At 68.1% G+C, this 22,731-nt stretch carries 24 protein-coding genes; 16 read left to right on the top strand and 8 right to left on the bottom strand.

Going from position 1 to position 22,731, the window contains the following annotated elements:
* Positions 1 to 4: 4 nt before the first annotated feature.
* The 5 genes from ACX40P_RS14145 to ACX40P_RS14125 form a co-directional block, all read right to left on the bottom strand.
* On the bottom strand, positions 5 to 2,797 hold the full coding sequence (locus tag ACX40P_RS14145) for a TonB-dependent receptor (protein WP_459127006.1): 2,793 nt from the start codon (positions 2,795 to 2,797) through the stop codon (positions 5 to 7).
* A gap of 252 nt (positions 2,798 to 3,049) precedes the next feature.
* On the bottom strand, positions 3,050 to 3,580 hold the full coding sequence (gene infC / locus ACX40P_RS14140) for a translation initiation factor IF-3 (RefSeq protein WP_459127005.1): 531 nt from the start codon (positions 3,578 to 3,580) through the stop codon (positions 3,050 to 3,052).
* A gap of 58 nt (positions 3,581 to 3,638) precedes the next feature.
* Positions 3,639 to 5,660: a threonine--tRNA ligase gene (thrS, locus tag ACX40P_RS14135; protein ID WP_459127004.1), complete on the bottom strand. Its 2,022-nt coding sequence runs from the start codon at positions 5,658 to 5,660 to the stop codon at positions 3,639 to 3,641.
* Positions 5,661 to 5,837: 177 nt separating this feature from the next.
* On the bottom strand, positions 5,838 to 6,245 hold the full coding sequence (locus tag ACX40P_RS14130) for a cupin domain-containing protein (RefSeq protein WP_459127003.1): 408 nt from the start codon (positions 6,243 to 6,245) through the stop codon (positions 5,838 to 5,840).
* Between the two features lie 13 nt (positions 6,246 to 6,258).
* Positions 6,259 to 7,080 (bottom strand): LD-carboxypeptidase, encoded by an 822-nt coding sequence (locus ACX40P_RS14125; RefSeq protein WP_459127002.1) that lies wholly within the window; start codon positions 7,078 to 7,080, stop codon positions 6,259 to 6,261.
* A 133-nt stretch (positions 7,081 to 7,213) separates the two neighbouring features.
* Between ACX40P_RS14125 and ACX40P_RS14120 the strand changes: the two genes are divergently transcribed.
* The 13 genes from ACX40P_RS14120 to ACX40P_RS14060 all read left to right on the top strand — a co-directional run bounded on the left by ACX40P_RS14120 (position 7,214) and on the right by ACX40P_RS14060 (position 16,615).
* Complete coding sequence (locus ACX40P_RS14120; RefSeq protein WP_459127001.1) at positions 7,214 to 8,620, top strand: glutamate ligase domain-containing protein; 1,407 nt, start codon at positions 7,214 to 7,216, stop codon at positions 8,618 to 8,620.
* 81 nt (positions 8,621 to 8,701) lie between these two features.
* Positions 8,702 to 9,115 carry a hypothetical protein gene (locus ACX40P_RS14115; RefSeq protein ID WP_459127000.1) on the top strand — a complete coding sequence of 138 codons (414 nt, stop codon included), beginning with the start codon at positions 8,702 to 8,704 and terminating at the stop codon, positions 9,113 to 9,115.
* A complete protein-coding gene (locus ACX40P_RS14110) occupies positions 9,115 to 9,321 on the top strand; it encodes a helix-turn-helix transcriptional regulator (RefSeq protein WP_459126999.1) in 207 nt (68 codons plus the stop codon). Before ACX40P_RS14115 ends, ACX40P_RS14110 begins: the two co-directional genes overlap by 1 nt.
* The gene (locus tag ACX40P_RS14105; RefSeq protein ID WP_459126998.1) at positions 9,318 to 10,196 is read left to right on the top strand and encodes an alpha/beta fold hydrolase; all 879 of its coding nucleotides are present in this window, start codon (positions 9,318 to 9,320) and stop codon (positions 10,194 to 10,196) included. The genes ACX40P_RS14110 and ACX40P_RS14105 overlap by 4 nt, the downstream gene beginning before the upstream one ends.
* 104 nt (positions 10,197 to 10,300) lie before the next feature.
* Positions 10,301 to 11,371, top strand: coding sequence for a YjgN family protein (locus ACX40P_RS14100; protein WP_459126997.1), 1,071 nt, complete (start codon positions 10,301 to 10,303; stop codon positions 11,369 to 11,371).
* On the top strand, positions 11,371 to 12,429 hold the full coding sequence (locus ACX40P_RS14095; RefSeq protein ID WP_459126996.1) for a M48 family metallopeptidase: 1,059 nt from the start codon (positions 11,371 to 11,373) through the stop codon (positions 12,427 to 12,429). Before ACX40P_RS14100 ends, ACX40P_RS14095 begins: the two co-directional genes overlap by 1 nt.
* Positions 12,430 to 12,542: 113 nt before the next feature.
* On the top strand, positions 12,543 to 12,929 hold the full coding sequence (locus ACX40P_RS14090) for a type II toxin-antitoxin system HicB family antitoxin (RefSeq protein ID WP_459126995.1): 387 nt from the start codon (positions 12,543 to 12,545) through the stop codon (positions 12,927 to 12,929).
* Positions 12,930 to 12,971: 42 nt separating this feature from the next.
* Positions 12,972 to 13,682: an alpha/beta fold hydrolase gene (locus ACX40P_RS14085; RefSeq protein ID WP_459126994.1), complete on the top strand. Its 711-nt coding sequence runs from the start codon at positions 12,972 to 12,974 to the stop codon at positions 13,680 to 13,682.
* On the top strand, positions 13,679 to 14,440 hold the full coding sequence (locus ACX40P_RS14080) for a tetratricopeptide repeat protein (protein ID WP_459126993.1): 762 nt from the start codon (positions 13,679 to 13,681) through the stop codon (positions 14,438 to 14,440). Before ACX40P_RS14085 ends, ACX40P_RS14080 begins: the two co-directional genes overlap by 4 nt.
* A 150-nt stretch (positions 14,441 to 14,590) precedes the next feature.
* Positions 14,591 to 15,040, top strand: coding sequence for a VOC family protein (locus ACX40P_RS14075; protein WP_459126992.1), 450 nt, complete (start codon positions 14,591 to 14,593; stop codon positions 15,038 to 15,040).
* 2 nt (positions 15,041 to 15,042) lie between these two features.
* Positions 15,043 to 15,774 carry a hydroxyacylglutathione hydrolase gene (gloB, locus tag ACX40P_RS14070; RefSeq protein ID WP_459126991.1) on the top strand — a complete coding sequence of 244 codons (732 nt, stop codon included), beginning with the start codon at positions 15,043 to 15,045 and terminating at the stop codon, positions 15,772 to 15,774.
* Positions 15,775 to 15,812: 38 nt separating this feature from the next.
* Positions 15,813 to 16,226, top strand: a complete 414-nt coding sequence (locus ACX40P_RS14065) for a hypothetical protein (RefSeq protein WP_459126990.1) — start codon at positions 15,813 to 15,815, stop codon at positions 16,224 to 16,226.
* Positions 16,227 to 16,228: 2 nt separating this feature from the next.
* On the top strand, positions 16,229 to 16,615 hold the full coding sequence (locus tag ACX40P_RS14060; RefSeq protein ID WP_459126989.1) for a hypothetical protein: 387 nt from the start codon (positions 16,229 to 16,231) through the stop codon (positions 16,613 to 16,615).
* Positions 16,616 to 16,625: 10 nt separating this feature from the next.
* Here the strand turns inward: ACX40P_RS14060 and ACX40P_RS14055 are convergent, their stop codons facing one another.
* Together ACX40P_RS14055 and ACX40P_RS14050 are read right to left on the bottom strand one after the other, a co-directional pair.
* Positions 16,626 to 17,129, bottom strand: a complete 504-nt coding sequence (locus tag ACX40P_RS14055; protein WP_459126988.1) for a hypothetical protein — start codon at positions 17,127 to 17,129, stop codon at positions 16,626 to 16,628.
* 111 nt (positions 17,130 to 17,240) lie between these two features.
* Positions 17,241 to 17,369, bottom strand: coding sequence for a hypothetical protein (locus ACX40P_RS14050; protein ID WP_459126987.1), 129 nt, complete (start codon positions 17,367 to 17,369; stop codon positions 17,241 to 17,243).
* 275 nt (positions 17,370 to 17,644) lie between these two features.
* Between ACX40P_RS14050 and ACX40P_RS14045 the strand changes: the two genes are divergently transcribed.
* From ACX40P_RS14045 to ACX40P_RS14035, 3 genes are all read left to right on the top strand, one after another.
* A complete protein-coding gene (locus ACX40P_RS14045; RefSeq protein ID WP_459126986.1) occupies positions 17,645 to 18,235 on the top strand; it encodes a PEPxxWA-CTERM sorting domain-containing protein in 591 nt (196 codons plus the stop codon).
* A 221-nt stretch (positions 18,236 to 18,456) separates the two neighbouring features.
* Positions 18,457 to 21,141, top strand: coding sequence for an aconitate hydratase AcnA (acnA, locus tag ACX40P_RS14040; RefSeq protein WP_459126985.1), 2,685 nt, complete (start codon positions 18,457 to 18,459; stop codon positions 21,139 to 21,141).
* A gap of 89 nt (positions 21,142 to 21,230) precedes the next feature.
* A complete protein-coding gene (locus tag ACX40P_RS14035) occupies positions 21,231 to 21,638 on the top strand; it encodes a DUF2147 domain-containing protein (RefSeq protein ID WP_459126984.1) in 408 nt (135 codons plus the stop codon).
* Between the two features lie 115 nt (positions 21,639 to 21,753).
* Here the strand turns inward: ACX40P_RS14035 and egtD are convergent, their stop codons facing one another.
* A complete protein-coding gene (gene egtD, locus ACX40P_RS14030) occupies positions 21,754 to 22,731 on the bottom strand; it encodes an L-histidine N(alpha)-methyltransferase (RefSeq protein WP_459126983.1) in 978 nt (325 codons plus the stop codon).

Genomic DNA, 22,731 nt, shown 5'->3' with positions numbered 1-22,731 from the left:
CGGTTCAGAACCGCACCCGCCCGGTCACGCCATAGGTGCGCGGCTCGGCCAGATACTGCGAGAAGATCTGGCGCCCACCCGGATACTGCGGGTCGACGAACGGTGCCGAGGTCGTCCCCGCCTGGAACGGCGAGTTGAACGCGACCTGCGCATAGTCCTTGTTAAAGATGTTCTGACCCCAGAACTCCAGCGCCCACCGCTCCTTCGGCCCGCGGATGCCGATGCGGGCATTGGCGACGAAGAAGCTGTCCTGCAGCTTCTGCGGGAACAGGTCCGATCCGGTGTTGTAATCGTCGCTCAGACGGCCGTCGATGTAGAAGAGGCCCGAGATGCCCGAAGCGGTCAGCTCCGGCGTCCACGAGAAGGACGAGGTCGCGACCCATTCCGGTGCGTTCGACAGGCGGTTGCCCGGCAGCACGCGCAGCGCCGGATCGAGCGGCAGGCCGGCGGCCGACCCGACCAGATTGTTGCGATACTTGGTGTCTGCGTAGGTCAGACCCATCGCGAAGTTGATGTCGCGGATCGGCGAAAGGTTCGCCTCCAGCTCGACGCCCTGCGACACGACGCCATAGTCCGTGCCGCCGGTGCAGCCGCCGGTCGCCGCGCTGGTGTCACGGTCGCCACCGTTCAGCCCGGTCTTGCACGCGTTGACCGTGGCGACGAGGAAAACGGTGCCGTTGAAGGTGTTCAGCTGGAAATTCTTGAACTCCTGCCGGAACGCCGCCGCCGTCAGCGTGACGCCACCGCGCGAGAATTTCGCACCGACTTCATAGGCATCGACGATCTCGGGATCGAAACCGAGGTTGCGGGTCAGCGCCTGTGCCCCGCCCTGCGACGCGAACGACGCGACCGGGTTCTTGAGCGCGGAGCGGTCGAGGTTGAACCCGCCCGCCTTGTAGCCCTTCGACCAGCTGCCATAGACCAGCAACGCGTCGGTCGGCTTCCACGACAGCACGCCGGTCCCGGTGAACTGGTCCTCGCCGCGCTCGCTGTTGATCGACACGCCGTTCAGCTCGGCGGTCGAATTGCCCTGGCACGACAGGCCGACGATGCCGGCGGCGGTCGCGAACAGCGGGCTTGCGGGATTGAGCGCGCCGATCGCCCCCAGCGCCGCCTGGTTCGCGGTACAGCCGGTGTTGTCGTTGGTGAAGCTGGCGTTCAGCCGCTTGCGCTCGTTGGTGTAACGGATGCCGACCGTCACATCGAGCGTGTCGGTGATGTGGAAGATGTTGTGCGTGAAGAACGCATAGTTGCGGCTGTTCTGCAGATAGCGATCCGCGGTCGAGCCCTTGTCGTTGATGCCATCCAGCCGGTCGATCGCCGCGACGATGCTGGCACCTGCGGCCCCCAGCGGCGACGTCGCCGGATTGTTCAGGATCGCGCGACCGATCGGCGAGAGACACCCGGCGGTGGTCGGCGAATAGAAGGCGCCGAGACCGCCCGATACCAGACGGCACGACGCGAAGCGGCCGTACTGGCTACCGAAGCGCAGATTGTCGACGACCGTCAGGTCTTCGTTCGCGTAATAGCCGCCGACCAGCCAGTCGAGCTTGCCCTCGAACGCCTCGCCCTGCAGGCGCAGTTCCTGGCTGAACGTCTTGAACTGGCGCGACGAATTGCCGTTGGCGGCGCGATACAGGATGTCGACGGTCGAATAGTCGGTGTCGCTGCCCTGATCGGAATGATAGTCGCGATAGGCGGTGATCGACGTGATCGACGCCGGCCCGAAGTCATAGTCGATCTGCCCCGACACGCCCCAGTCCTGCGTCTCGCCGGCGAAGCTGCGGCCGCGCGAGGTCGACACCGTCCGGTCGTAGCCCGGCGTGCGCACGCGGTTGAGCGGCTGGCCCAGGTCGCGAATCACGTTGACGATGTTGTTGCCGTTGGTCGACAGCGGGGCGAGGCTGGTCGCCGGCTCGTTCAGGTCGCCGACGAACGGGTTCTCGGTCCGCCCGACGTAGATCGCCGCGCAGCACTTCTCGTCGCGCTTGGTATAGTCGCCGATCAGCCGGAACGACAGGTCGCTCGACGGTTCGAACCGCAGTTGCCCGCGCACGAAATAGCGGTCGCGATCGTTGATGTCGGTGTTGTTGGCCGGATCGTAATAGAAGCCGTCGCGCTTCGAATAGATGCCGTCCACCCGCGCGGCGAGCGTCTCGCCCAGCGGCAGGTTCAGCGCGCCCTGGAAGCGATAGGCGTTGTAATTGCCCAGCGTCGCCTCGCCCATCGCCTCGATGCCGCGGAACGACGGCTGCTTGGTGATGATGTTGATCGCGCCCGCCGATGCGTTGCGGCCCGACAGCGTCCCCTGCGGCCCGCGCAGCACCTCGATCCGCTCGACTTCGCCCAGTTCGTTCAGACCGGCACCGGTGCGCGAGCGATAGACGCCATCGATGAACACCGCGACCGAGCTTTCGAGGCCCGGGTTGTCACCGACCGTACCGATGCCGCGGATACGCGCCGATCCGTTCGCCTCGGTACCGGTGGACGACACCAGCAGCGACGGGGCGAGCTGGTTGAGCGAACGGATATCGTTCGCGCCGGATAGCTGCAGCTGCTCCTGCGACACCGCCGACACTGCGACCGGCACGTCGGCCAGCCGCTCCGCACGGCGCGTCGCGGTCACGACGATGTCGCCGGCGTAGGTGCGCGGGTCGTCCTGTTGCTCGGTGGCCGCGGTGGTGGTCGTCCCGGCCGTATTGGTCGCATCCTGCGGCGCCGGGGCCGTGGACTGCGCCCAGGCCGGAGCGGCGATGGCGGCGGCGGCAACAGACACGAACAGCGTCAGCTTACGCATGGGTGGCAATCCTCTCTTTTCGAAAAACTTTGTTTTCTTGGAAGAGAGAGTGCCGGACTCGCGTCGGCAAATCCAGACCCAAATTACGATTTTACGTCTTTGGGTCGGGACGGTGCAGGAATGTCACAATATGGGTTGCACTGTGAAACTGGCTTCGCGCCACCTGTGACACTGTCGCACCCGCTTGCGAAACGGCCGTCCGCAACCTCCAGGGTCACGAACGGCCGCTACCGTACCGTCAATTCGAAAAGCTTATTTGGGCGCCAGCACCATCAGCATCTGCCGGCCTTCCATGCGCGGATAGGCCTCGACCTTCGCGACCTCGGCGACCTGCTCGGCGACACGCTGCAGCACGTTCATGCCCAGCTGGCCATGGCTCAGCTCGCGACCGCGGAAACGCATGGTGACCTTCACCTTGTCGCCCTCGCCGATGAACTCGACCACCTTCTTCATCTTGGTGTCATAGTCGTGGTCGTCGATGTTCGGACGCATCTTGATCTCCTTGATCTCCTGCGTCTTCTGCGACTTGCGGGCGAGATTCGCCTTCTTCTGCGCCTCGTACTTGTATTTGCCGACATCGAGGAACTTGGCGACCGGCGGGTCGGCGTTCGGCGACACCTCGACCAGGTCCAGCCCGAGTTCCGCGGCGGCGGCGATCGCCTCGCGCGTGTACATCACGCCCAGATTCTCGCCCTCGTGATCGATCACGCGGACCTTCTGGCTCTGGATGAATTCGTTGAACCGGGGGCCGTTCAATGCCGGCTGCATCGGTCGGCGCATCATGGGCGGACGGATAGTGAGGTCTCCTTCGGTGTTACTCTGAGACTCGATATAGGGAATTTTACGCCTGAACGAAAGGTGTCACGCCGTCCCGCAAATCCGGCGGCGTCGCCTCCTCCACCAGCCGGGCGACCATCTCGTCCAGCGCGACGAACTCCTGCCGGTCGGACCCGAGGCGCCGGACGGCGATCTTGCCCTCCTCCGCCTCGCGCTTGCCGACCACCAGCAGCGCGGGGACCTTCGCCAGCGAATGCTCGCGCACCTTGTAGTTGATCTTCTCGTTGCGCAGGTCGGTCGCCACGCGCAGCCCCGCTGCGCGCAGCTTCGCCGCCACCGCGTTCGCGTACTCATCCGCATCGCTGACGATCGTCGCGACGACCGCCTGCACCGGCGCCAGCCACACGGGGAAGCGCCCGGCGTGATGTTCGATCAGGATGCCGATGAAGCGTTCGAACGTGCCAAGGATCGCGCGATGCAGCATCACCGGCCGGTGGCGGTTGCCGTCCTCGCCGACATAGCTCGCGTCGAGCCGGTCGGGCAGCACGCGGTCCGACTGGATCGTCCCGACCTGCCACGTCCGCCCGATCGCGTCGGTCAGGTGGAATTCCAGCTTCGGCGCATAGAAGGCGCCCTCGCCCGGCAGCTCCTCGAACTTCGCCTTGATGTCGTCCGACAGCGACGATTCGAGCACCGCCGCGCGAAGCTCGGCCTCCGCCTTGTCCCACATCGCATCGTCGCCGAAGCGCTTGTCAGGGCGCAGCGCCAGCTTCACCGCATAATCCTCGAAGCCGAGGTCGCGGTACACCGCGTCGAGCAGTTCGCAGAACTTGCGCACCTCCTCGACCACCTGGTCCTCGCGCACGAAGATATGCGCGTCGTCCTGCGTGAACTGGCGCACGCGCATGATGCCGTGCAGCGCGCCGTGCGGCTCGTTCCTGTGGCAGCAGCCGAATTCGGCCATGCGGATCGGCAGGTCGCGGTACGACTTGATGCCCTGCTTGAAGATCAGCACGTGCGCCGGGCAGTTCATCGGTTTCAGCGCCATCAGGTCGCCCTCGCCCGACAGCACCGCGCCCTCGTCCTCGATGTTCGGCACTTCGTCCGGCACGACGAACATGTTCTCGCGATACTTGCCCCAGTGGCCCGACTGTTCCCACTGGCGCGCGTCCATCAGCTGCGGGGTCTTCACCTCCTGATAGTCGTGCGCGTCGAGCCGGCGGCGCATATACGCCTCCAGCTGCCGCCACAGCACGAAGCCGTTGGGGTGCCAGAACACCGATCCCTGTGCTTCCGATTGGAGGTGGAACAGGTCCATGTCCTGCCCGATGCGGCGATGGTCGCGCTTGGCGGCCTCCTCCAGGCGGAAGAGATGCTGGTCGAGCTGCTTCTTGTTCAGCCAGCCGGTGCCGTAGATGCGACTGAGCATCGCGTTGTTCTGGTCGCCGCGCCAATAGGCACCCGACACGCGCGTCAGCTTGAAGGCGGCGGGATCGAGCCGCCCGGTGGACGGCATGTGCGGCCCGCGGCACATGTCGAGCCACTCGCCTTGGCGATAGACGGTCAGCTCCTCGCCTTCGGGTAATTCCGCCGCCCATTCCGCCTTGAATGTCTCGCCCTGCTGCCGCCACTGGTCGATCAGCTGCTGGCGGCTCCACACCTCGCGCACGAACGGCTCATTACGAGCGATGATCGCGCGCATCGCCGCCTCGATCGCTGGCAGGTCGTCCTCAGTGAACGCCCGGTCCCTGGGCGCGAAGTCGTAGTAGAAACCGTCGTCGGTCGCCGGGCCGAAAGTGATCTGCGTGCCGGGAAACAGCTGCTGCACCGCCTCCGCCATCACATGCGCATAATCGTGCCGCGCCAGCTCCAGCGCATCCTTCTCGTCCTTCTGCGTGACGAGCGCGAGGTTCGCATCGCCGCCGAACGGCCGCGACAGATCGCGCAGCTCGCCATCCACCCGCGCCGCGATCGCCGCCTTGGCCAGGCCCGGCCCGATCGCCGCGGCGATGTCCGCCGGCGTAGTCCCCGGCGCTACCTCCCGGACGGAACCGTCGGGCAGCGTGATACGGAAATGCGCGGACATGGAAGGATCGCCTGCTGGGAAAAGGTCCGCCGCCTATGCCGTGGGACCGAGCCCGAGCGCAAGGCTGGCGCGACGCCAGCCCATCCGTCACCCGTGTTTCCGCGCAGGCGGGATCGCCACTCACGCTGTTTCCAGTGGGCGATCACCGCAACGGTTCGGGGTGAAGGTCTATATGCGCTACGGTCGCGGCGGCGAAGCAGGTCCGGGCACGCCACCGTCCTTGAACTCGACCCGCACCGCCAGGAACGGCGCCGACCCCCGGTTCATCACCGCGTGCAGCCCCTCCGGCTCGCCGCGCACCGTCTGCGCCACCGGGAAGGCGGGGGCATCGACGCGCTCGGTCTCGACCGGCCGGCCGTCGACCAGCTTGTAGACGATATAGGTGATCGGCTGCGGCCGTTCGAAATACATGATGCTCGGCCAGCGGTGATCGTGGACCGGCTCGATCGCGCCGGGCGCCACCTCGACGCGCAGGACGCGGACGTGATCGTCCTCCATCAGCACGCGGTGGCTGGCGGGTGCGGCGGCGACCGCGTCATAGGTCGCCGGCGCAACCTGCGCCCCGATCAACAGCATCCAGATCATCGCGCGTCCTCCCTCACACCACCCCGAACGGCACCACCATATTGTCCGCATCATGCCCGATCCGCGCGCGGCCGAGGTACGGCACGCCCATGTCGCCGCACCAGCGCGTCATCATCTGTTCGAACGTCTCGCCGAACTCGACTTCCGTATCGCCCGCCGGCACGTCGGTGACGTAGCCCAGCCGCACGCCCGCGATCCCCTTCAGCTGGGTGGCGTTGGCCATCTGGAACAGCAGCCGGTCGATCCGGTACGCCGCCTCCCCCACCTCCTCGATATAGAGGATGTGGTCGGTCAGGTCGGGCATCCACGGCGTCCCGATCAGCGAACACAGGATGACCAGGTTGAACGCCGCCGCCGGCCGCCCGCCCAATGTTGGCTCCAGCGCGCTGCGGTCGCGGTTCACCAGCCAGCCGAGCGCGCGGCCCACGCTCGCGCCCTTCGACGCCTCGCTGACGTTCGACGCCATCGGCCCGTGGATCGGCCGCCCGATCCGCCGCGCGTACAGCGCCCCGAGCAGGAACCCGATGTCGGAGAAGCCCATGTAGCTTTTCGTATGCGCCGCCGGCCCCAGCCGCGGCATCACTTCGGCCAGGATCCGGTTCGACCCGTATCCGCCACGCCCGAACCAGATCGCATCGACGCTCGGATCGTTGGCATGGCGCAGGAACGCCTCGGCGCGCAGCGCGTCCGGCCCGGCGAAATGCCCGGCCTCGGCAAAGACCTGCTCGTCCACCACCAGATCGACGCCCGGATAGAACAGCGACGCGAACGCCTGCACGCGCGCGACGCCTTCGCGGCTGATCGAACGGGCGGGGGCGACGACGGCGATCTTCACGATTTCAACACTCCACATCCGTTCGTGCTGAGCGAAGTCGAAGCACGTGGTGGCACGCAGGCCTTCGACTGCGCTCAGGCCGAACGGGCGGGGTGCGCTTGCATCCCCCTCGACCCATCGATAGCGCGCACCCATGCAGCACGGCAAACGCTACTTCTTCGTCGGCATCGGCGGTTCGGGCATGATGCCGCTCGCCATGATCCTCGCCGGCCGCGGCGCGCAGGTGGAGGGGTCGGATCGCGGCCTCGACGCCGGCCGCGTCCCCGCCAAATTCGCCGCGCTCCAGGCGCTCGGCATCGCGCTCCACCCCCAGGACGGCAGCGGCATCGTCTCGCCCGAACAGATCGTCGTCGCCTCGGCCGCCGTCGAGGACAGCGTCGCCGACATAGTCGCCGCCACCCGGATCGGCGCCGCCCGCCTGACACGCGCACAGCTGAACGCCGATCTCTTCAACGCCGCGCCGCTGTCGATCGGCGTGGCTGGCACCAGCGGCAAGTCGACCGTCACCGGCATGATCGCGCGCATCCTCGATGTCGCGGGCCGCGACCCCACCGTCATGAACGGCGCGGTGATGAAGGATTATGCCCGCGCGGACGCCCCCTTTGCCAGCGCGCTGGTCGGCGGCACCGACTGTTATGTGAGCGAGGTGGACGAAAGCGACGGCTCGATCGCGCTCTACCGCCCGCACGTCGCGGTGCTGAACAATGTCAGCCTCGACCACAAGTCGCTCGACGAACTCCGCACCCTGTTCGGCGACTTCGCGCGCCACGCCCGCACCGCGATCGTCAACATCGGCGATGCCGAAGCCGCCGCGCTCGCCGCGACGCTGGACGGCGACCGCACGGTCACCGTCGCGGTCGGCCGCGACGCCGACTACAGCGCGCGCGACCTCTCGCCCGAGCCGTTCGCGATCCGCTTCACGCTCGACCGGCGCGGTGACACCCGCGCCGTTCGACTGTCGGTGCCGGGCGAGCACAATGTCGCCAACGCGCTCGCCGCCATCGCCGCCGCCGTCGCCGCGGGGGTGAGCATCGAGGACGCGGTCGCCGGCGTGGAGGCGTTCACCGGCCTCGCCCGCCGCTTCGATCTCGCGGGGCAGGCGAACGGCGTCGCGGTGATCGACGACTTCGGCCACAACCCCGACAAGATCGCCGCGACGCTGCGCACGCTCCACGCCTTCCCCGGCCGCCTGCTCGTCCTGTTCCAGCCGCACGGCTACGGCCCGCTGAAGGTGATGCGCCGCGAACTGGTGGCGATGTTCGGCGCGGAACTGACGCCCGACGATCACCTCGTCCTGCCCGACCCGGTCTTCCAGGGCGGCACCGTCGCGCGCGAAGTGACCAGCGCCGACATCGTCCACGACGTCGCCGCCTCGGGCCGCAACGCCCGTCACATCCCCGACCGCACCGCCGCCGCCGCGCATCTGGTGGCGGAGGCCAAGCCCGGCGACCGCATCGTCGTGATGGGCGCCCGCGACGACACGCTCGGCCTGCTCGCGCGCGACATGGTGGGGTGGCTGCAAGAACGCACCCCCAACTAGCTTTCGTAAAGCCTCCTTGACATGACAAGCTCGCTTGACGTAAAGCGAGCTTGTCAACGAATCATGTCAAGGAGATCCATCATGCGGTCCACCACCCCCGCCGGCCGGCGCTATCTGCGCCGGTTCTGGCCGACGATGCTCGCCTATGTCGCGGCGCTGTTCTTCGCGGTCTGGGCGATCAAGCACTGGCAGCCGACCGGCGTGCTGCTGGTCGCGCTGTCGATCCTGCCCGCGCTGCCGATCATCGGCGTCATCGGCGTCATCGGCCTGTACGTGGTCGAGGAGCGCGACGAATTCCTGCGCGCCCGCGTCATCCAGGCGATGCTCGTCGGCCTCGCCTTCATGCTCTCGGTCGCCAGCGCCTGGGGCTTTCTGGAGGACGGCGGCGTTGTGCCGCACGCGCCCGCCTATTGGGCGTTCATCCTGTGGTGCATGGGATGGGGCGCGGCGCAGTGCGTGCAGTCCCTGCGCGACCGCAAGGCGGGCGGCGACTGATGCTGAACCACATGCGCGCGCTGCGGGCCGACCGCGGCTGGAGCCAGCAGCATCTCGCCGACCTGCTCGAGGTGTCGCGCCAGAGCGTCAACGCCATCGAGACCGGCCGCTACGACCCGTCCCTCCCTCTCGCCTTCCGCATCGCCGACGTGTTCGGCCAGCCGATCGAGGCGATCTTCGTGAACCCGAAGGAGCAAAACCAATGATCCGCATCGCTCTCCTGCTCGCCGCGGCACTTCCCTCGGCAGCACATGCCCAGGCCCGCCCCGCCGCCACCGCCCCGGCGCTCGTCCAGCGCGACCACATCTCGATCCGCGATGAGGGCGGCACTGGACCGGTCGTCATCCTGATCCCTGGCCTGTCCTCCCCGCGCGCGGTGTGGGACGGCGTGGTGCCGGCGCTGAAGGCCGACCATCACGTGCTGACCGTGCAGGTCAACGGCTTCGCCGGCGACGATCCCCGCGCCAACCTGAAGCCCGGCATCCTCGACGGTATCGTCGCCGACCTGTCCGCCGAGATCGCCGCGCGGAAGTACGGCAAGCCCGCCGTCGTCGGCCATTCGATGGGCGGCCTCGTCGGCATGATGCTGACGAAGGCGCACCCGACCCAGGTCGGCCGGCTGATGATCGTCGACTCGCTGCCCTACATCGGCGACCTGTTCTTCCCCGGCGCCACGGTGGCGCAGGTCGAGCCGCAGGCCCGCGCGATGCGCGATGGCATGGCCGCCGCCTATGGCAAGCCTGCCGACCTCGGCGTGATCGCCGCGGCGGAGGGCATCGCCAACACGCTCGCCGCGACCCCGGCCGGCCGCGCGCAGGTGAAGGCCTGGGCGCTCGCCACCGACCCCCGCGTCTCCGCCGCCGCGATGTACGAGGACATGACGACCGATCTGCGCCCCGACGTCGCTTCGCTCACGCTGCCGATCACACTCGTCTATCCGGCCCCCGGCGAAGCGATCTACCACCGCGTCTACGCCGCCGCACCGAACGTCACCTACGTGCCCGTCGCCGACGCCGCGCATTTCGTGATGCTCGACCAGCCCAAGGCGTTCGAAGCCGCACTGCGGACCTTCCTGAAATAAGCGACGTGCCAATCTGGGCACCCCGCCGCCCGCCGACCCCTTGACCGCCCCCCGCCCCGCCCGCTCAAATGCGGGTGGGGACTTGGGGGGACAGATCTTTGGATATGCAAACGACGTCGGCGCCGCGCAGCGCCTTTTCTTTCGACGGCACGTGGCGCGACTATGCGCCGATCGCCTTCACCAACCTGCTGCTGATGATCGTTACGCTCGGCATCTACCGCTTCTGGGCGAAGACGCGCGAGCGGCGCTATCTGTGGGCGCACACCCGCTTCATCGACGACCGGCTGGAATGGACCGGCACGGGCAAGGAGCTGTTCATCGGCTTCGTCCTCGTCCTCCTCGTCATCGGCGTGCCGATGCTGCTGCTCCAGCTCGGCATCCAGGCGCTGATCGCGCGCGATCAGGCGCTGTTCGCCGGGCTGCTCGGCATCCTGTTCTACCTCGCGATCCTCTTCCTCTTCGGTCTCGCCCGCTTCCGCGCGCTGCGCTACCGGCTCAGCCGCACCGTCTGGCACGGCATCTCGGGCGGCAGCGACGATCAGGGGTTCGATTATGCGGTGCAGGCGACGTGGATGCCGATCGTCGGCGGCTTCGCGCTGGGCCTGCTGATCCCGTGGTCGCTGGTCGGGCTGTGGAACGAGAAATGGGCGCGGATGAGCTTCGGCCCGCACAACTTCACCAGCGGCGCGAGCGCCTGGCCGGTGTTCAAGCGCATGATGATCTGCGTCGCGCTCGCCATTCCGGCGATGATCGCCGTCGCCGCCTTGTCGGGCGCAACGGCAATGGCAGTGGGATCGATCGTGCCCGATTCAGCGCTCGCAGCGCTGTTCGCGATCCTGCCGATCTTCTACGTCCTCGTCTTCATCGTCTTCCCGATCACCTTCTACGCGGTGTTCTATCGCGAATGCATCGGCCACCTGACGCTCGGCCACCTCGGATTCGGCTTCGACGCGCGCACGCGCGACTGGATCAAGCTCTACCTCGGCGACGTCGCGCTGGTGGTCTGCACGCTCGGCATCGGTGCGATCTTCCTCGGCTATCGGCACTGGAGCTTCTTCATCCGCCATCTCGAAGCGTACGGCGAGGTCGATCTCGACACGCTCACCGTCTCGACCACGCGGCGTCCGGGGCAGGGTGAGGGGCTGCTCGACGCGTTCGACATCGGCGCGGTGTGATGGAGGTCTGGCACTATGACGGCGTCACCGCGCGTCGCCGCCATCCGGTGGTACACGCCGATGCCGCCGGCCTGACGCTGAGCGAAGGCGACTGGCGTGAGGGCCCGATCGCGTGGGACACGCTGATCGCCCGCGACGCGCCGGCGGGGGAGCGGCTGCTCGGGCGGCGCGATCGCGACGGCTGGCGGCTCGCGCTGATCGGCGACGTGCCGGCCGACCTCGCCCGCCACCTGCCCGCGCACGAACGCTATGGCCGCTGGATCGACCGGGTCGGGCTGTGGCCGGCGGCGGGTGTCCTCGCGGTGGTCGCGGCCGGTGTCGTCGCGGTCGGCATGGCCGCACCCGGCTGGGTGGCGCAGGCGGTGCCGATGGCGTGGGAACGCCGCATCGGCGATGCGATGCTCGGCGATTTCAGTGGTCGCGTCTGTGCCGGCCCGGCGGGTCAGGCCGCACTCGACCGCCTCGCCGGCCGGCTCGATCCGGGCGGCGAGCCGCTGGAGTTGCGCGTCGTCGCCATCCCGATGGTCAACGCCGCCGCGCTGCCCGGCGGCCGCATCGTGATCTTCGACCGGCTGTTGCAAGACGCGAAGTCGCCCGACGAGGTCGCCGGCGTGCTGGCGCACGAGATTGGCCACGTCCGCCACCGCGACGTGCTGACCGCGATGGCGCGACAGGCGGGCATCGGCCTGCTGCTCGCCAGCTTCACCGGCGACGTCGGCAACACGCTCGGCACATTGGTCGCCGCCCGTTACTCGCGCGGCGCGGAGGAAGCCGCCGACACCTACGCCATCACCGCGCTCACCACCGTCGGCATCTCGCCCCTGCCCACCGCGCAGTTCTTCGCGCGCCTGGGGAAGATGGAGGACGCGCTGCCGCAGATGGCGCTCGGCTATCTCTCCAGCCACCCCCTCTCGAAAACCCGCCGCACCCGCTTCGAAGCCAGCGCGAAGTCCCACCGCGGCGACACCCCCGCCCTGTCCCCCGCCGACTGGCAGGCGCTGCGCGCCATCTGCACGACGGGCAAGCTGCCGGTGAAGAGCGATACGCCGTTTCTATAGGGAGCCATCATCCGCGACTGAAATCGATCGGAACGTTAAAGAGTATCGAGCGGCAAAGCGGCGTGCGCCTGCGATAGCCGCGCCAACAGGGTCGGCCGAAGGAGACCCGAATCATGGCGACTGTTCATTATCCCGCCATCATCGAGCGCGCCGGCGCAGGCTTCAGCGTGTTCTTCCCCGACCTGCCCGGCTGCACGTCCGCCGGCGATACGATGCAGGACGCCGCGATTGGTGCGGAGGAGGCGTTGAGTGGGCATCTCGCCGTGATGGCCGAATATGGCGACCCGATCCCCCGTCCTTCGACGCTCGATGACATCGCAACCGATGATGAGGTGGATGAGGTCGCCCGCATCCTCGTTCGTGGCGAGCGCCCCGGCCGGGCCGTTCGCGTGCAGGTTTCGATCGATGAAGGACTGCTCGCCCGTATCGATCGCGTGGCGAAGAACCGCTCCGGCTTTCTCGCCGACGCGGCGCGCGCGAAGCTCGCGGCGATGCTCTGACAGGCCATAACCGCGCCGCATTTCCCACCTTACACGCCCCCCATGCCCCCCGCTTCCAATCGCCCCCTCGCCGTCCGCGTCACCCCCGGCCGCGCGCCGACCCTCGTCTTCCTGCCCGGCTATGCCAGCGACATGTCGGGCACCAAGGCGCTGGCGGTCGAGGCGTGGGCGAAGGCGCATGGCCGCGCCTGCGTTCGGTTCGACTATGCCGGCTGCGGCGAGAGTCCCGGCGCGTTCGAAGACTTCACCCTCGCCGACTGGCGCGACGACGCGCTGGCGGTGATCGACGAGCTGGTGGAGGGGCCGGTCGTGCTCGTCGGATCGTCGATGGGCGGGTGGATCGCGCTGCTGGTGGCGCTCGCCCGGCCGGACCGGGTCGCCGCGCTGGTCGGCATCGCCGCCGCGCCCGATTTCACCGCCTGGGGCTTCACCGACGACGAATATGCGACGCTGGAGCGCGACGGCCGCCTCGTCCGCACCTCGCCCTATGGCGACACCGTCACCACCCGCGCCTTCGTCGAAGCGGGTCAGCGGCTGCTCGTCATGCAGCCGGTCGTCGCCATCGATTGCCCCGTCCGCCTGATCCACGGCCAGCGCGATGCCGACGTGCCGTGGGAGCTGTCGCTGCGTCTGGCCGAGACGCTGCGTTCAGCCGATGTGCAGGCAGTGCTGGTCAAGGACGGCGACCACCGGCTGTCCCGCGATGCCGATATCGGCACGCTCATCAGCGTGATCGAGATGCTGACGCCATGATCTTCGCCCTTCTCCTCCTGCAAGCCACCGCCCCGCTCGCCCCCGGCCCGGCCGACACGCGCGAGCGACGCTTCGAACGCTGCGTCGCGGCGGCGACCGCGCCCGGCCCCGGCGGCGCGGCGGCGGCCTCCGCGTGGAAGCTCGCGGGCGGCGGCGTGCTCGCCGACCAGTGCCTCGGCATGGCCTATGCCACGCAGGGCAATTACGCCGCCGCCGCCGCAGCGTTCGAGGCGGCGGCGCGCGGCGCCGAGATCACGCGCGAGGTCGGCACCGCCGATCGCACCGCCGATCACTGGGCACAGGCGGGCAATGCGTGGCTGGCGGCGGGCGATGCCGTGCGCGCCCGCGCCGCGCTCGATGCCGCACTCGCCACCGGCAAGCTCACCGGACTGGCTTTGGGCGAGGCGCAGCTCGACCGCGCCCGCGCCCGCGTCGCCGCGAATGACCTGCCCGGCGCGCGCCTCGACATCGATCGCGCGCTCACCAACGCCCCCGCCGATCCGCTCGCCTGGCTGCTCTCCGCCACCCTCGCCCGCCGCGCCGGCGATGCCCCGCGCGCGCAGAAGGACATCGCCGAAGCCCTCACCCGCGCGCCAGACGACGCCGCGGTACAGCTGGAAGCCGGCAACATCGCCGCACAGGCCGGCGACGAGTTGGGCGCCCGCGGCGGCTGGACGAAGGCGGCGAAGCTCGGCGCCGGCACCCCCGTCGAACGCACGGCGAAGGCGGCGCTCGCGCAATTCGAGGCTGAGCGATAAAACCACCGTTCGTGCTGAGCGAAGTCGAAGCACGTGGCGGAGCGCAGGCCTTCGACTTCGCTTAGGCCGTACGGTAATGTCTCGCGTGAACCTGCAACACCCCGCCCCCTCGCCCGTTACCCCTCCCGCACATCACCCAAGGGTCAGCGCATGAAATATCTCCACACCATGATCCGCGTCACCGATCCCGACGCGACGATCCGCTTCTTCGACATCCTCGGCCTCAAGGAAGTCCGCCGGCTGGAGAACGAGGCGGGCCGCTTCACGCTCATCTTCCTCGCCACGCCCGAGGACATGAACGCGCCCGGCGAACGCGCGAATGCGGAGGTCGAGCTGACCTGGAACTGGCCGAGAGACGGCGAGGAGGGCGAGCGCTACACCGGCGGGCGCAACTTCGGCCATTTGGCCTACCGCGTCGACGATATCTACGACACCTGCCGCCGCCTGATGGACGCCGGCTACACCATCAACCGCCCGCCGCGCGATGGCCACATGGCGTTCGTCCGTACGCCCGACAATATCTCGATCGAGCTGTTGCAGGACGGCGTACTGCCCCCCGCCGAACCGTGGCAGTCGATGCCGAACACCGGCGAGTGGTAGGCATGGCGCTGCAAATCGCCTGCGTTCCCGTGCTCAGCGACAATTACGTCTGGCTGATCCACGACGACGCCAGCGGAGAGACGGTCGCGATCGATCCGGGCGAGGCCGATCCGGTGCTGGCCGCGGCAGGGGACCGCGGCTGGACGATCTCGCAGGTCTGGAACACCCACTGGCATCCCGACCACACCGGCGGCAACGCCGGCGTCGTGGCCGCGACGCAGGCCCCGCTGACCGGCCCGGCGGCCGAAGAGGCGAAGATCGCCAACCTCGACGTGACGGTGGCGGAGGGCGACCAGGTCCGCATCGGCGATCACGTCGCGACCGTGCTGGAAACCCCCGGCCACACCGCCGGTCACATCGTCTTCCACTTCGCCGACGACGACCTGCTGTTCTCGGGCGACACGCTGTTCTCGATGGGCTGCGGCCGGTTGTTCGAGGGGACGGCGGACCAGATGTTCGCCAACATGGAGCGCTTCGCCGCGATGCCCGACGCGACGGTCGTGTACGGCGCACACGAGTACACCCAGTCCAACGGCCGTTTCGCGCTCACCGTCGATCCCGACAACGCCGCGCTCGCCGCCCGCATGGCCGAGGTCGACCGACTGCGCGCCGAGGGCAAACCGACCCTCCCCACCACCATCGCGGTCGAGCGCGCCACCAATCCGTTCCTGCGCGCCCGCGACGCCGCGGAATTCGCCGAACTGCGCGCCGGCAAGGATGCATTCCGCGGCTGATGCGTTATCATGCGCGGGGGACCTGAAGGAGACATTCGATGCGCCGCGCCGCCATGCTCACCCTCACGCTGGCGCTGCTCGCCGGCTGCACCGCCACCGCGCAGGAGGCCGAGCGCCAGGCCGCCGAGGATTCGCGCGTGCAGGCCAAGCTCGACAAGCGCCTCGCCGGCTACACCCCCGGCCGGCCGCAAAGCTGCTTCCGCCCCTATCAGACGCAGCAGGAGATCTACGGCGACACGCTGGTCTATCGTGACGGACGCCGGCTCTGGGTGACGAAGACGAGCGGCGGCTGCTTCGGTCTGAAGCGCGACGACATCGTCGTGACGCGCAGCACCAGCGCCTCCTATTGCAGCGGCGACATCGTCCGCACCGTCGATCGCACCAGCGCCTTCCCCAGCGGCGCGTGCTCGTTCGGCGAGTTCGTACCCTATACGAAGACGGGCGAGCGCTGACGATGCGCACCGCGCTGCTCGCCGCGCTCGCGCTCGCCGGCTGCACCGCCGCCGCGGACCGGGGCAGTCGCGTCGATACGGAAACCGAGATGGCGGAGGCGCTGGAGGGTCGTACCGCCGGCAAGCCGCAGGACTGCATTGCGCTACCCGCCACCGCCGGCCCGCGCATCGTCGGCGAAAGCCTGCTGTATCAGGCGGAGGGCCGGCTGTTCCGCAACGATCCCGTCGACGGCTGCGCGGCGCTGCGCGGCGATCCGATCGTGGTGATCGAACTCTTCGGCAGCCGGGTCTGCCGCAACGACCGTTTCCGCACGCTTCCGCGCCAGACGAGCATCCCCGGCCCCTATTGCCGCCTGGGCCCGTTCGTCCCGTACGACCGGCCGCGATAACGCCCGCGGTTCACTTCCCCTCCGCGCGCAACCGTTTGGCCAGCGCGTCCAGCTGCTTCCTCAGATACGCATCGGTCTTCTCCTCGGTCCCGCGATCGGTGAAGATGCCGCCCGCCGCGCGCGCCGCCTCGTGCGCCGCGATCCGCAATTCGTGCGGTCCCTTCGGCCGGGTCGAGCCGCCGCTCCGTTTCCCCTCCTGCTGCAACAGCGTGCGCAACAGGCTTTCGGAATAGCGTCGCCGATATCCGACGATCTTGCCTTTCACGACAATAGCCTCCTCCCATCCCTCGACAGCCCGCTCCCACGCGATCTGTTCCAGCATCGGCCCGGCGCGCTCCAGCGCGGCGTCCCAGGCGGCGGCGAAGGCGGGCTGTGCCTTGCGCAGCCGGGCGGCGGCGCTGGTGCTGATCTTCACCCGTTCGCACGCGATGCGGATATTGCCCGTCTCGGACAGCGCCCGCAGGAACGCGCGGCGACGCACCGGCGTCCATCCGTCCAGCCGCTCGCGCCCCATCGCCGGTTCGTTCGGTCGCTCGGGGCCGTGCGCGTCGTTCCACCGCGACTGCGCCTCCGCCGTCGCCGACGCCCAGCGTTCGGCGAAGTCGGGATAGCGCGCCCGCCGCGTCTAGGCGGTCGCCAGGCTTCGTCCGATCGCGGCGGCTGCGTCGCGCACCCGCCCCGTCAGCTTCAGCGCCATCAGGAACGCGGTTTCGGTATCGCTCGTCCAGCGCGTGTAGGGCTTGGGTGGCAGCATCGGTCCGGCTCCGCATGACGTGAAGCCGGCCCAGCTATGGCGGCATGACGATGTAGGACAGCGAAAAGATGCGCATGGCGCCGTCGGCTGTGCCGCGAGGCGCGCCGCACGTGGACCGGGATGCGTCCCCGCCGTATCGAAACGGGACGTGATCCAATCTGGATAGCAAGCCTGTTTCGCGGCAAAAATTACCCGCTAATTAACCCGATACCGAATTCGTCGGACAAGGAATCGGGCCCGCGACACCGTCGCCGAGCCATCGGGGGAATCATATCATGACCATGTTCAAGGGGCTGCTCGCGGCCGCCATCTCGCTCGCCGGCATCACCACCGCCACCACCGCGCAAGCGGCGCTCGTCTTCACCATCAGCAAGGGCGTCTTCCGCGACGGCGCCGCCGTCTCGGGCTCGTTCACGACCAGCAACGATCGCGCCACGATCCTCGATTTCACGCTCACGACGGGGGAGGGGTCGTTTACGCTCGATTCCAATCCCAACGGCGCGCCGATCGCCACCAAGGGCTTCACCTTCACATCGGTCAACAGCAGCAGCGAGATCTTCTCGAGCGGCATTTCGTTCAACGTGACCGGCCCGGACCAGACGCGCCGCTCGATCTTCATCAACTACCGCCTCGCCGACACCATCTTTGGCCGCCCGACGGCGACCAGCTTTGCCGAACGCGACGCCGCGAACGAGCGTAATTCCCGCATCGGAGAGGGACTCATCACCGCCGCCGTCGCCATGCCCCCCGTCAGCGGCGCCGTTCCCGAGCCCGCCACATGGGCAATGATGCTGATCGGCTTCGGCGGCATGGGCTATGCGATGCGTCGCAACCGCCGGACGACCGCGCGCATCCGTTTCGCCTGACCGTCCGTCCCTCGCGGACGAAAGGTAAGGTAAGGCCGTCGATCCACATGGGTCGGCGGCCTTTCTTCATGCCGTTTTTCTTGAACGCCAGCGCCTTCCCCTTCCCCGCCCCCCCTGCTACGGCCCCCGACAAACGCGCTATCCGCCCGTCGGCGTCGTGCGGCCCCGTGCCGCCCACCCTGCCGCCCGCCGGGCCACGACAGGGAAGGACCGTCACCCACATGACCGCCATCGGCCAGGACACGCTCGCTACTCGCTCGACCCTCGACGCCGGGGGCAAGACCTACGACTATTTCTCGCTGGCGAAGGCCGCGGAGAAGCTCGGCGATATCTCGCGCCTCCCCTTCTCGATGAAGGTGCTGCTGGAGAACATGCTCCGGTTCGAGGATGGCAAGACCGTCACGGTCGAGGACGTACAGGCGATCATCGACTGGCAGAAGGATGCGCGCTCGGACCGCGAGATCCAGTATCGCCCGGCCCGCGTGCTGATGCAGGATTTCACCGGCGTACCCTGCGTCGTCGATCTGGCGGCGATGCGTGACGCGATTACGAAGCTCGGCGGCGACCCCGCCAAGATCAATCCGCAGGTGCCCGTTCACCTCGTCATCGACCATTCGGTCATGGTCGACGAATTCGGCACGCCGCAGGCGTTCGAGGACAACGTCAACCTAGAGTACAGCCGCAACATGGAGCGCTACGAGTTCCTGAAGTGGGGGTCGAAGGCGCTCGACAACTTCTCCGTCGTGCCGCCGGGCACCGGGATCTGCCATCAGGTGAATCTCGAATATATCGGTCGCGGCGTCTGGTCGTCGGACGCGTCGGGCGATCATGGCGACGGCACGCCGATCGCCTATCCCGACACGCTGGTCGGTACCGACAGCCACACGACGATGATCAACGGCCTTGGCGTGCTGGGCTGGGGCGTCGGCGGGATCGAGGCGGAGGCAGCGATGCTCGGCCAGCCGGTGTCGATGCTGATCCCCGAAGTCGTCGGCTTCCGCCTGACCGGCAAGCTGGGGGAGGGTATCACCGCCACCGATCTCGTGCTCACCGTCACGCAGATGCTGCGCGCGAAGGGCGTCGTCGGTCGCTTCGTTGAATTCTACGGCCCTGGCCTCGCCGAGATGACGCTCGCCGACCGCGCGACCATCGCCAACATGGCGCCCGAATATGGCGCGACCTGCGGCTTCTTCCCGATCGACGATCGCACGATGGACTATCTGCGCCTGTCGGGCCGCCCGGACGCGGACATCGCGCTGGTCGAGGCCTATTGCCGCGCGCAGGGCATGTGGCGGGAGGACGGCGCCGCCGACCCGATCTTCACCGACACGCTCGAACTCGACATGTCGTCGGTCACCGCCTCGCTCGCCGGCCCAAAGCGCCCGCAGGACCGCGTCTCGCTCAGCAAGGTGGACGAGGTGTTCAACGGCGACCTGACCAAGGTCTACAAGAAGGAAGGCGCCGAGCGCGTCGCCGTCGACGGCCGCGATCACGACATCGGTGACGGCGACGTGGTCATCGCCGCGATCACCAGCTGCACCAACACCTCCAACCCCTCCGTGCTCGTCGCCGCCGGCCTCGTCGCCCGCAAGGCGCGCGAGAAGGGCCTGACGCCGAAGCCCTGGGTCAAGACCTCGCTGGCGCCGGGATCGCAGGTCGTGACCGACTATCTCGATCGCTCGGGGCTGACGTCGGATCTCGACGCGATGGGCTTCAACCTCGTCGGCTACGGCTGCACGACCTGCATCGGCAACTCGGGTCCGCTGGCGCAGCCGATCTCGGACGCGATCAACGGCAACGACATCGTCGCCGCCTCGGTCCTGTCGGGCAACCGCAACTTCGAAGGCCGCGTGTCGGCCGACGTGCGCGCCAACTTCCTCGCCTCGCCGCCGCTCGTCGTCGCCTATGCGCTGAAGGGCACGGTCACGCAGGACATGGTCACCACGCCGATCGGTCAGGGTTCGGACGGCGCCGACGTGTACCTGAAAGACATCTGGCCCACGAATGACGAGGTGCGATCGATGATCGACTCGTACGTAACGTCCGACATGTTCCGGACCCGCTACGCCGACGTCTATCTGGGCGACCGGCATTGGCAGGCGATTTCGACCGAAAAATCCGACACCTACAAGTGGCCGGCTGCTTCGACGTACATCGCCAATCCGCCCTATTTCGACGGCATGACGATGGATCCCGCACCCATCACCGACATCACCGACGCCAAGCCATTGGCGATCCTCGGAGATTCGATCACCACCGACCACATCTCGCCGGCCGGCTCGATCAAGGCGGACTCGCCTGCCGGTGCCTGGCTGATGGAACGCCAGGTCTCGCGCGCCGACTTCAACAGCTATGGCGCGCGCCGCGGTAACGACAACGTCATGGTCCGCGGCACCTTCGCCAACATCCGCATCAAGAACGAGATGGTCCCCGGCGTCGAGGGCGGCATGAGCCGCTACGGCGATGAAATCATGCCGATCTACGACGCCGCCATGCGCCACAAGGCGGACGGCACGCCGCTCGTCGTCGTCGCGGGCAAGGAATATGGAACCGGCTCGTCGCGCGACTGGGCGGCGAAGGGCACCAACCTGCTCGGCGTCCGCGCCGTGATCGCGGAGAGCTTCGAGCGCATCCACCGCTCGAACCTCGTCGGCATGGGCGTCGTCCCGCTTCAGTTCGCGGAAGGGGTAACGCGCGAGACGCTGAAGCTCGACGGCAGCGAGACGTTCACGATCACCGGCGTCGCCGGCCTGCGCCCGCGTCAGGACGTGACGGTCACGCTGACCCGCGCCGACGGTTCGACCGAGGATTTCCAGACCCGCTGCCGGATCGATACCGTCAACGAGCTGGAATATTTCCTGAGCGGCGGCATCCTGCAGTACGTCCTGCGCAAGCTGGCCGCGTGATCGGACGGGCGGCGCCTGTCCTACAGGCGCCGCGCCGTGGTATCGCTGCGATTGTCGAAGTTCGACCGATGACGGGAAACGGAACAAAAATGCGATCCTTGTTGGTTTCCGCCGTCCTCGTCGTTTCCACCCCCGCCCTCGCCGCCCCAGCGCCCGTCACCGGCCGCTGGCTGACGCTGGAGGGCAAGGCGATCGTCGAGGTCGCACCCTGCGGCCAGACCATGTGCGGCCGTATCGTCCGCATCCTGAAGCCCCGGGCCGGCGGGCCGGCGGTGGATGCCAACAACCCCGACGCGAAGCTGCGCACCCGGCCCATCCAGGGCATGGCGATCCTGACCGGCTTCACCGCCGACGACGACCGCTGGCGCGGGCGCATCTACGATCCCGAAAGCGGGCGCACCTACCGCTCCGAGCTGCGCGCGGTGGGTAACACGTTGAAGGTAAAGGGTTGTATCGGCCCATTCTGCAAGACGCAGGACTGGACGCGCACGCGGTAAATCGGGCCAGTGCTCCCGCCGGGCGGGAGCCGGGGTTACGGACGACGCGCTTCGAAATTCCGGGCTCCCCCCTTCGCGGGAGCACGGCTTTACGTAAGCACCGCCCCGCGAAGCCTCACGGCGCCCGCCGCTCCGCCTGCGCCTCCGCCAGGATCAGCGCGAACCGATCATCCGGATCGGTCCATTCCGCCACCGGCGTCCACCCACCACCGCGCAGCAGCAGCCGGGCATCGCGAGGGCCATATTTATGGCTGTTCTCGGTGTGAATGGTCTCACCCGCAGCCATCTCGAACGGCCGCCCCTCCACCTCGAACGCGACATCGCGCACCGCTTCCAGATGCATCTCGATCCGCGCGCGATCATCATTCCAGATCGCGCGGTGGCGAAAGGCATCGAGCGGGATCGTGCCGGCCAGCTCGCGGTTGATGCGCGTCAGCAGGTTCAGGTTGAACGCCGCCGTCACGCCGGCCGCATCGTCATAGGCGCGCACCAGCACATCGACCGGCTTGATCCGGTCGATCCCGATCAGCAGCATCGCGCCCTCGCCCAACGACGCGCGCATCGACCGCAGCAGGTCGACCGCACCCGCCGCCAGCATGTTGCCGATTGTCGATCCCGGAAAGAACCCCAGTTTCGGCAGATCCACCACCGCCGCCGGCAGCGTCAGCGGGCGCGTGAAATCGCCCTCCAGCGGTAACACCTGCACATCCGGAAACTGCCGCTGCACGACCGCGGCACTGTCGCGAAGGAAATCGCCCGAGATGTCGATCGGCACATAAGCCGCAGGCTGCACGCTCTCGATCAGCGCGGGCGTCTTGGTCGACGATCCCGATCCGAATTCCACCACCGCGGCCCCCGCCGGCACGCGCCGCGCCAGATCGGCGCGACAGTCGGCCAGGATCGCGATCTCGGTCCGCGTCGGATAATATTCGGGCAGGTCGGTGATCTGCTCGAACAGCTCCGACCCCGCACGATCGTACAACCACCGCGCCGGAATCGCGCGCGGTCGCAGCGCGAGTCCCGTGACGACGTCGTGGCGAAACTGCGGATCGGCGAGGCTCGCCTGGCCGTCCTCGACCTCCTGCTTCAGCAT

The organism is Sphingomonas sp. RS2018 (assembly GCF_054489605.1).
Note: the sequence above shows the minus strand (reverse complement) of the source record. Positions and strands in the feature narration are given on the sequence as shown.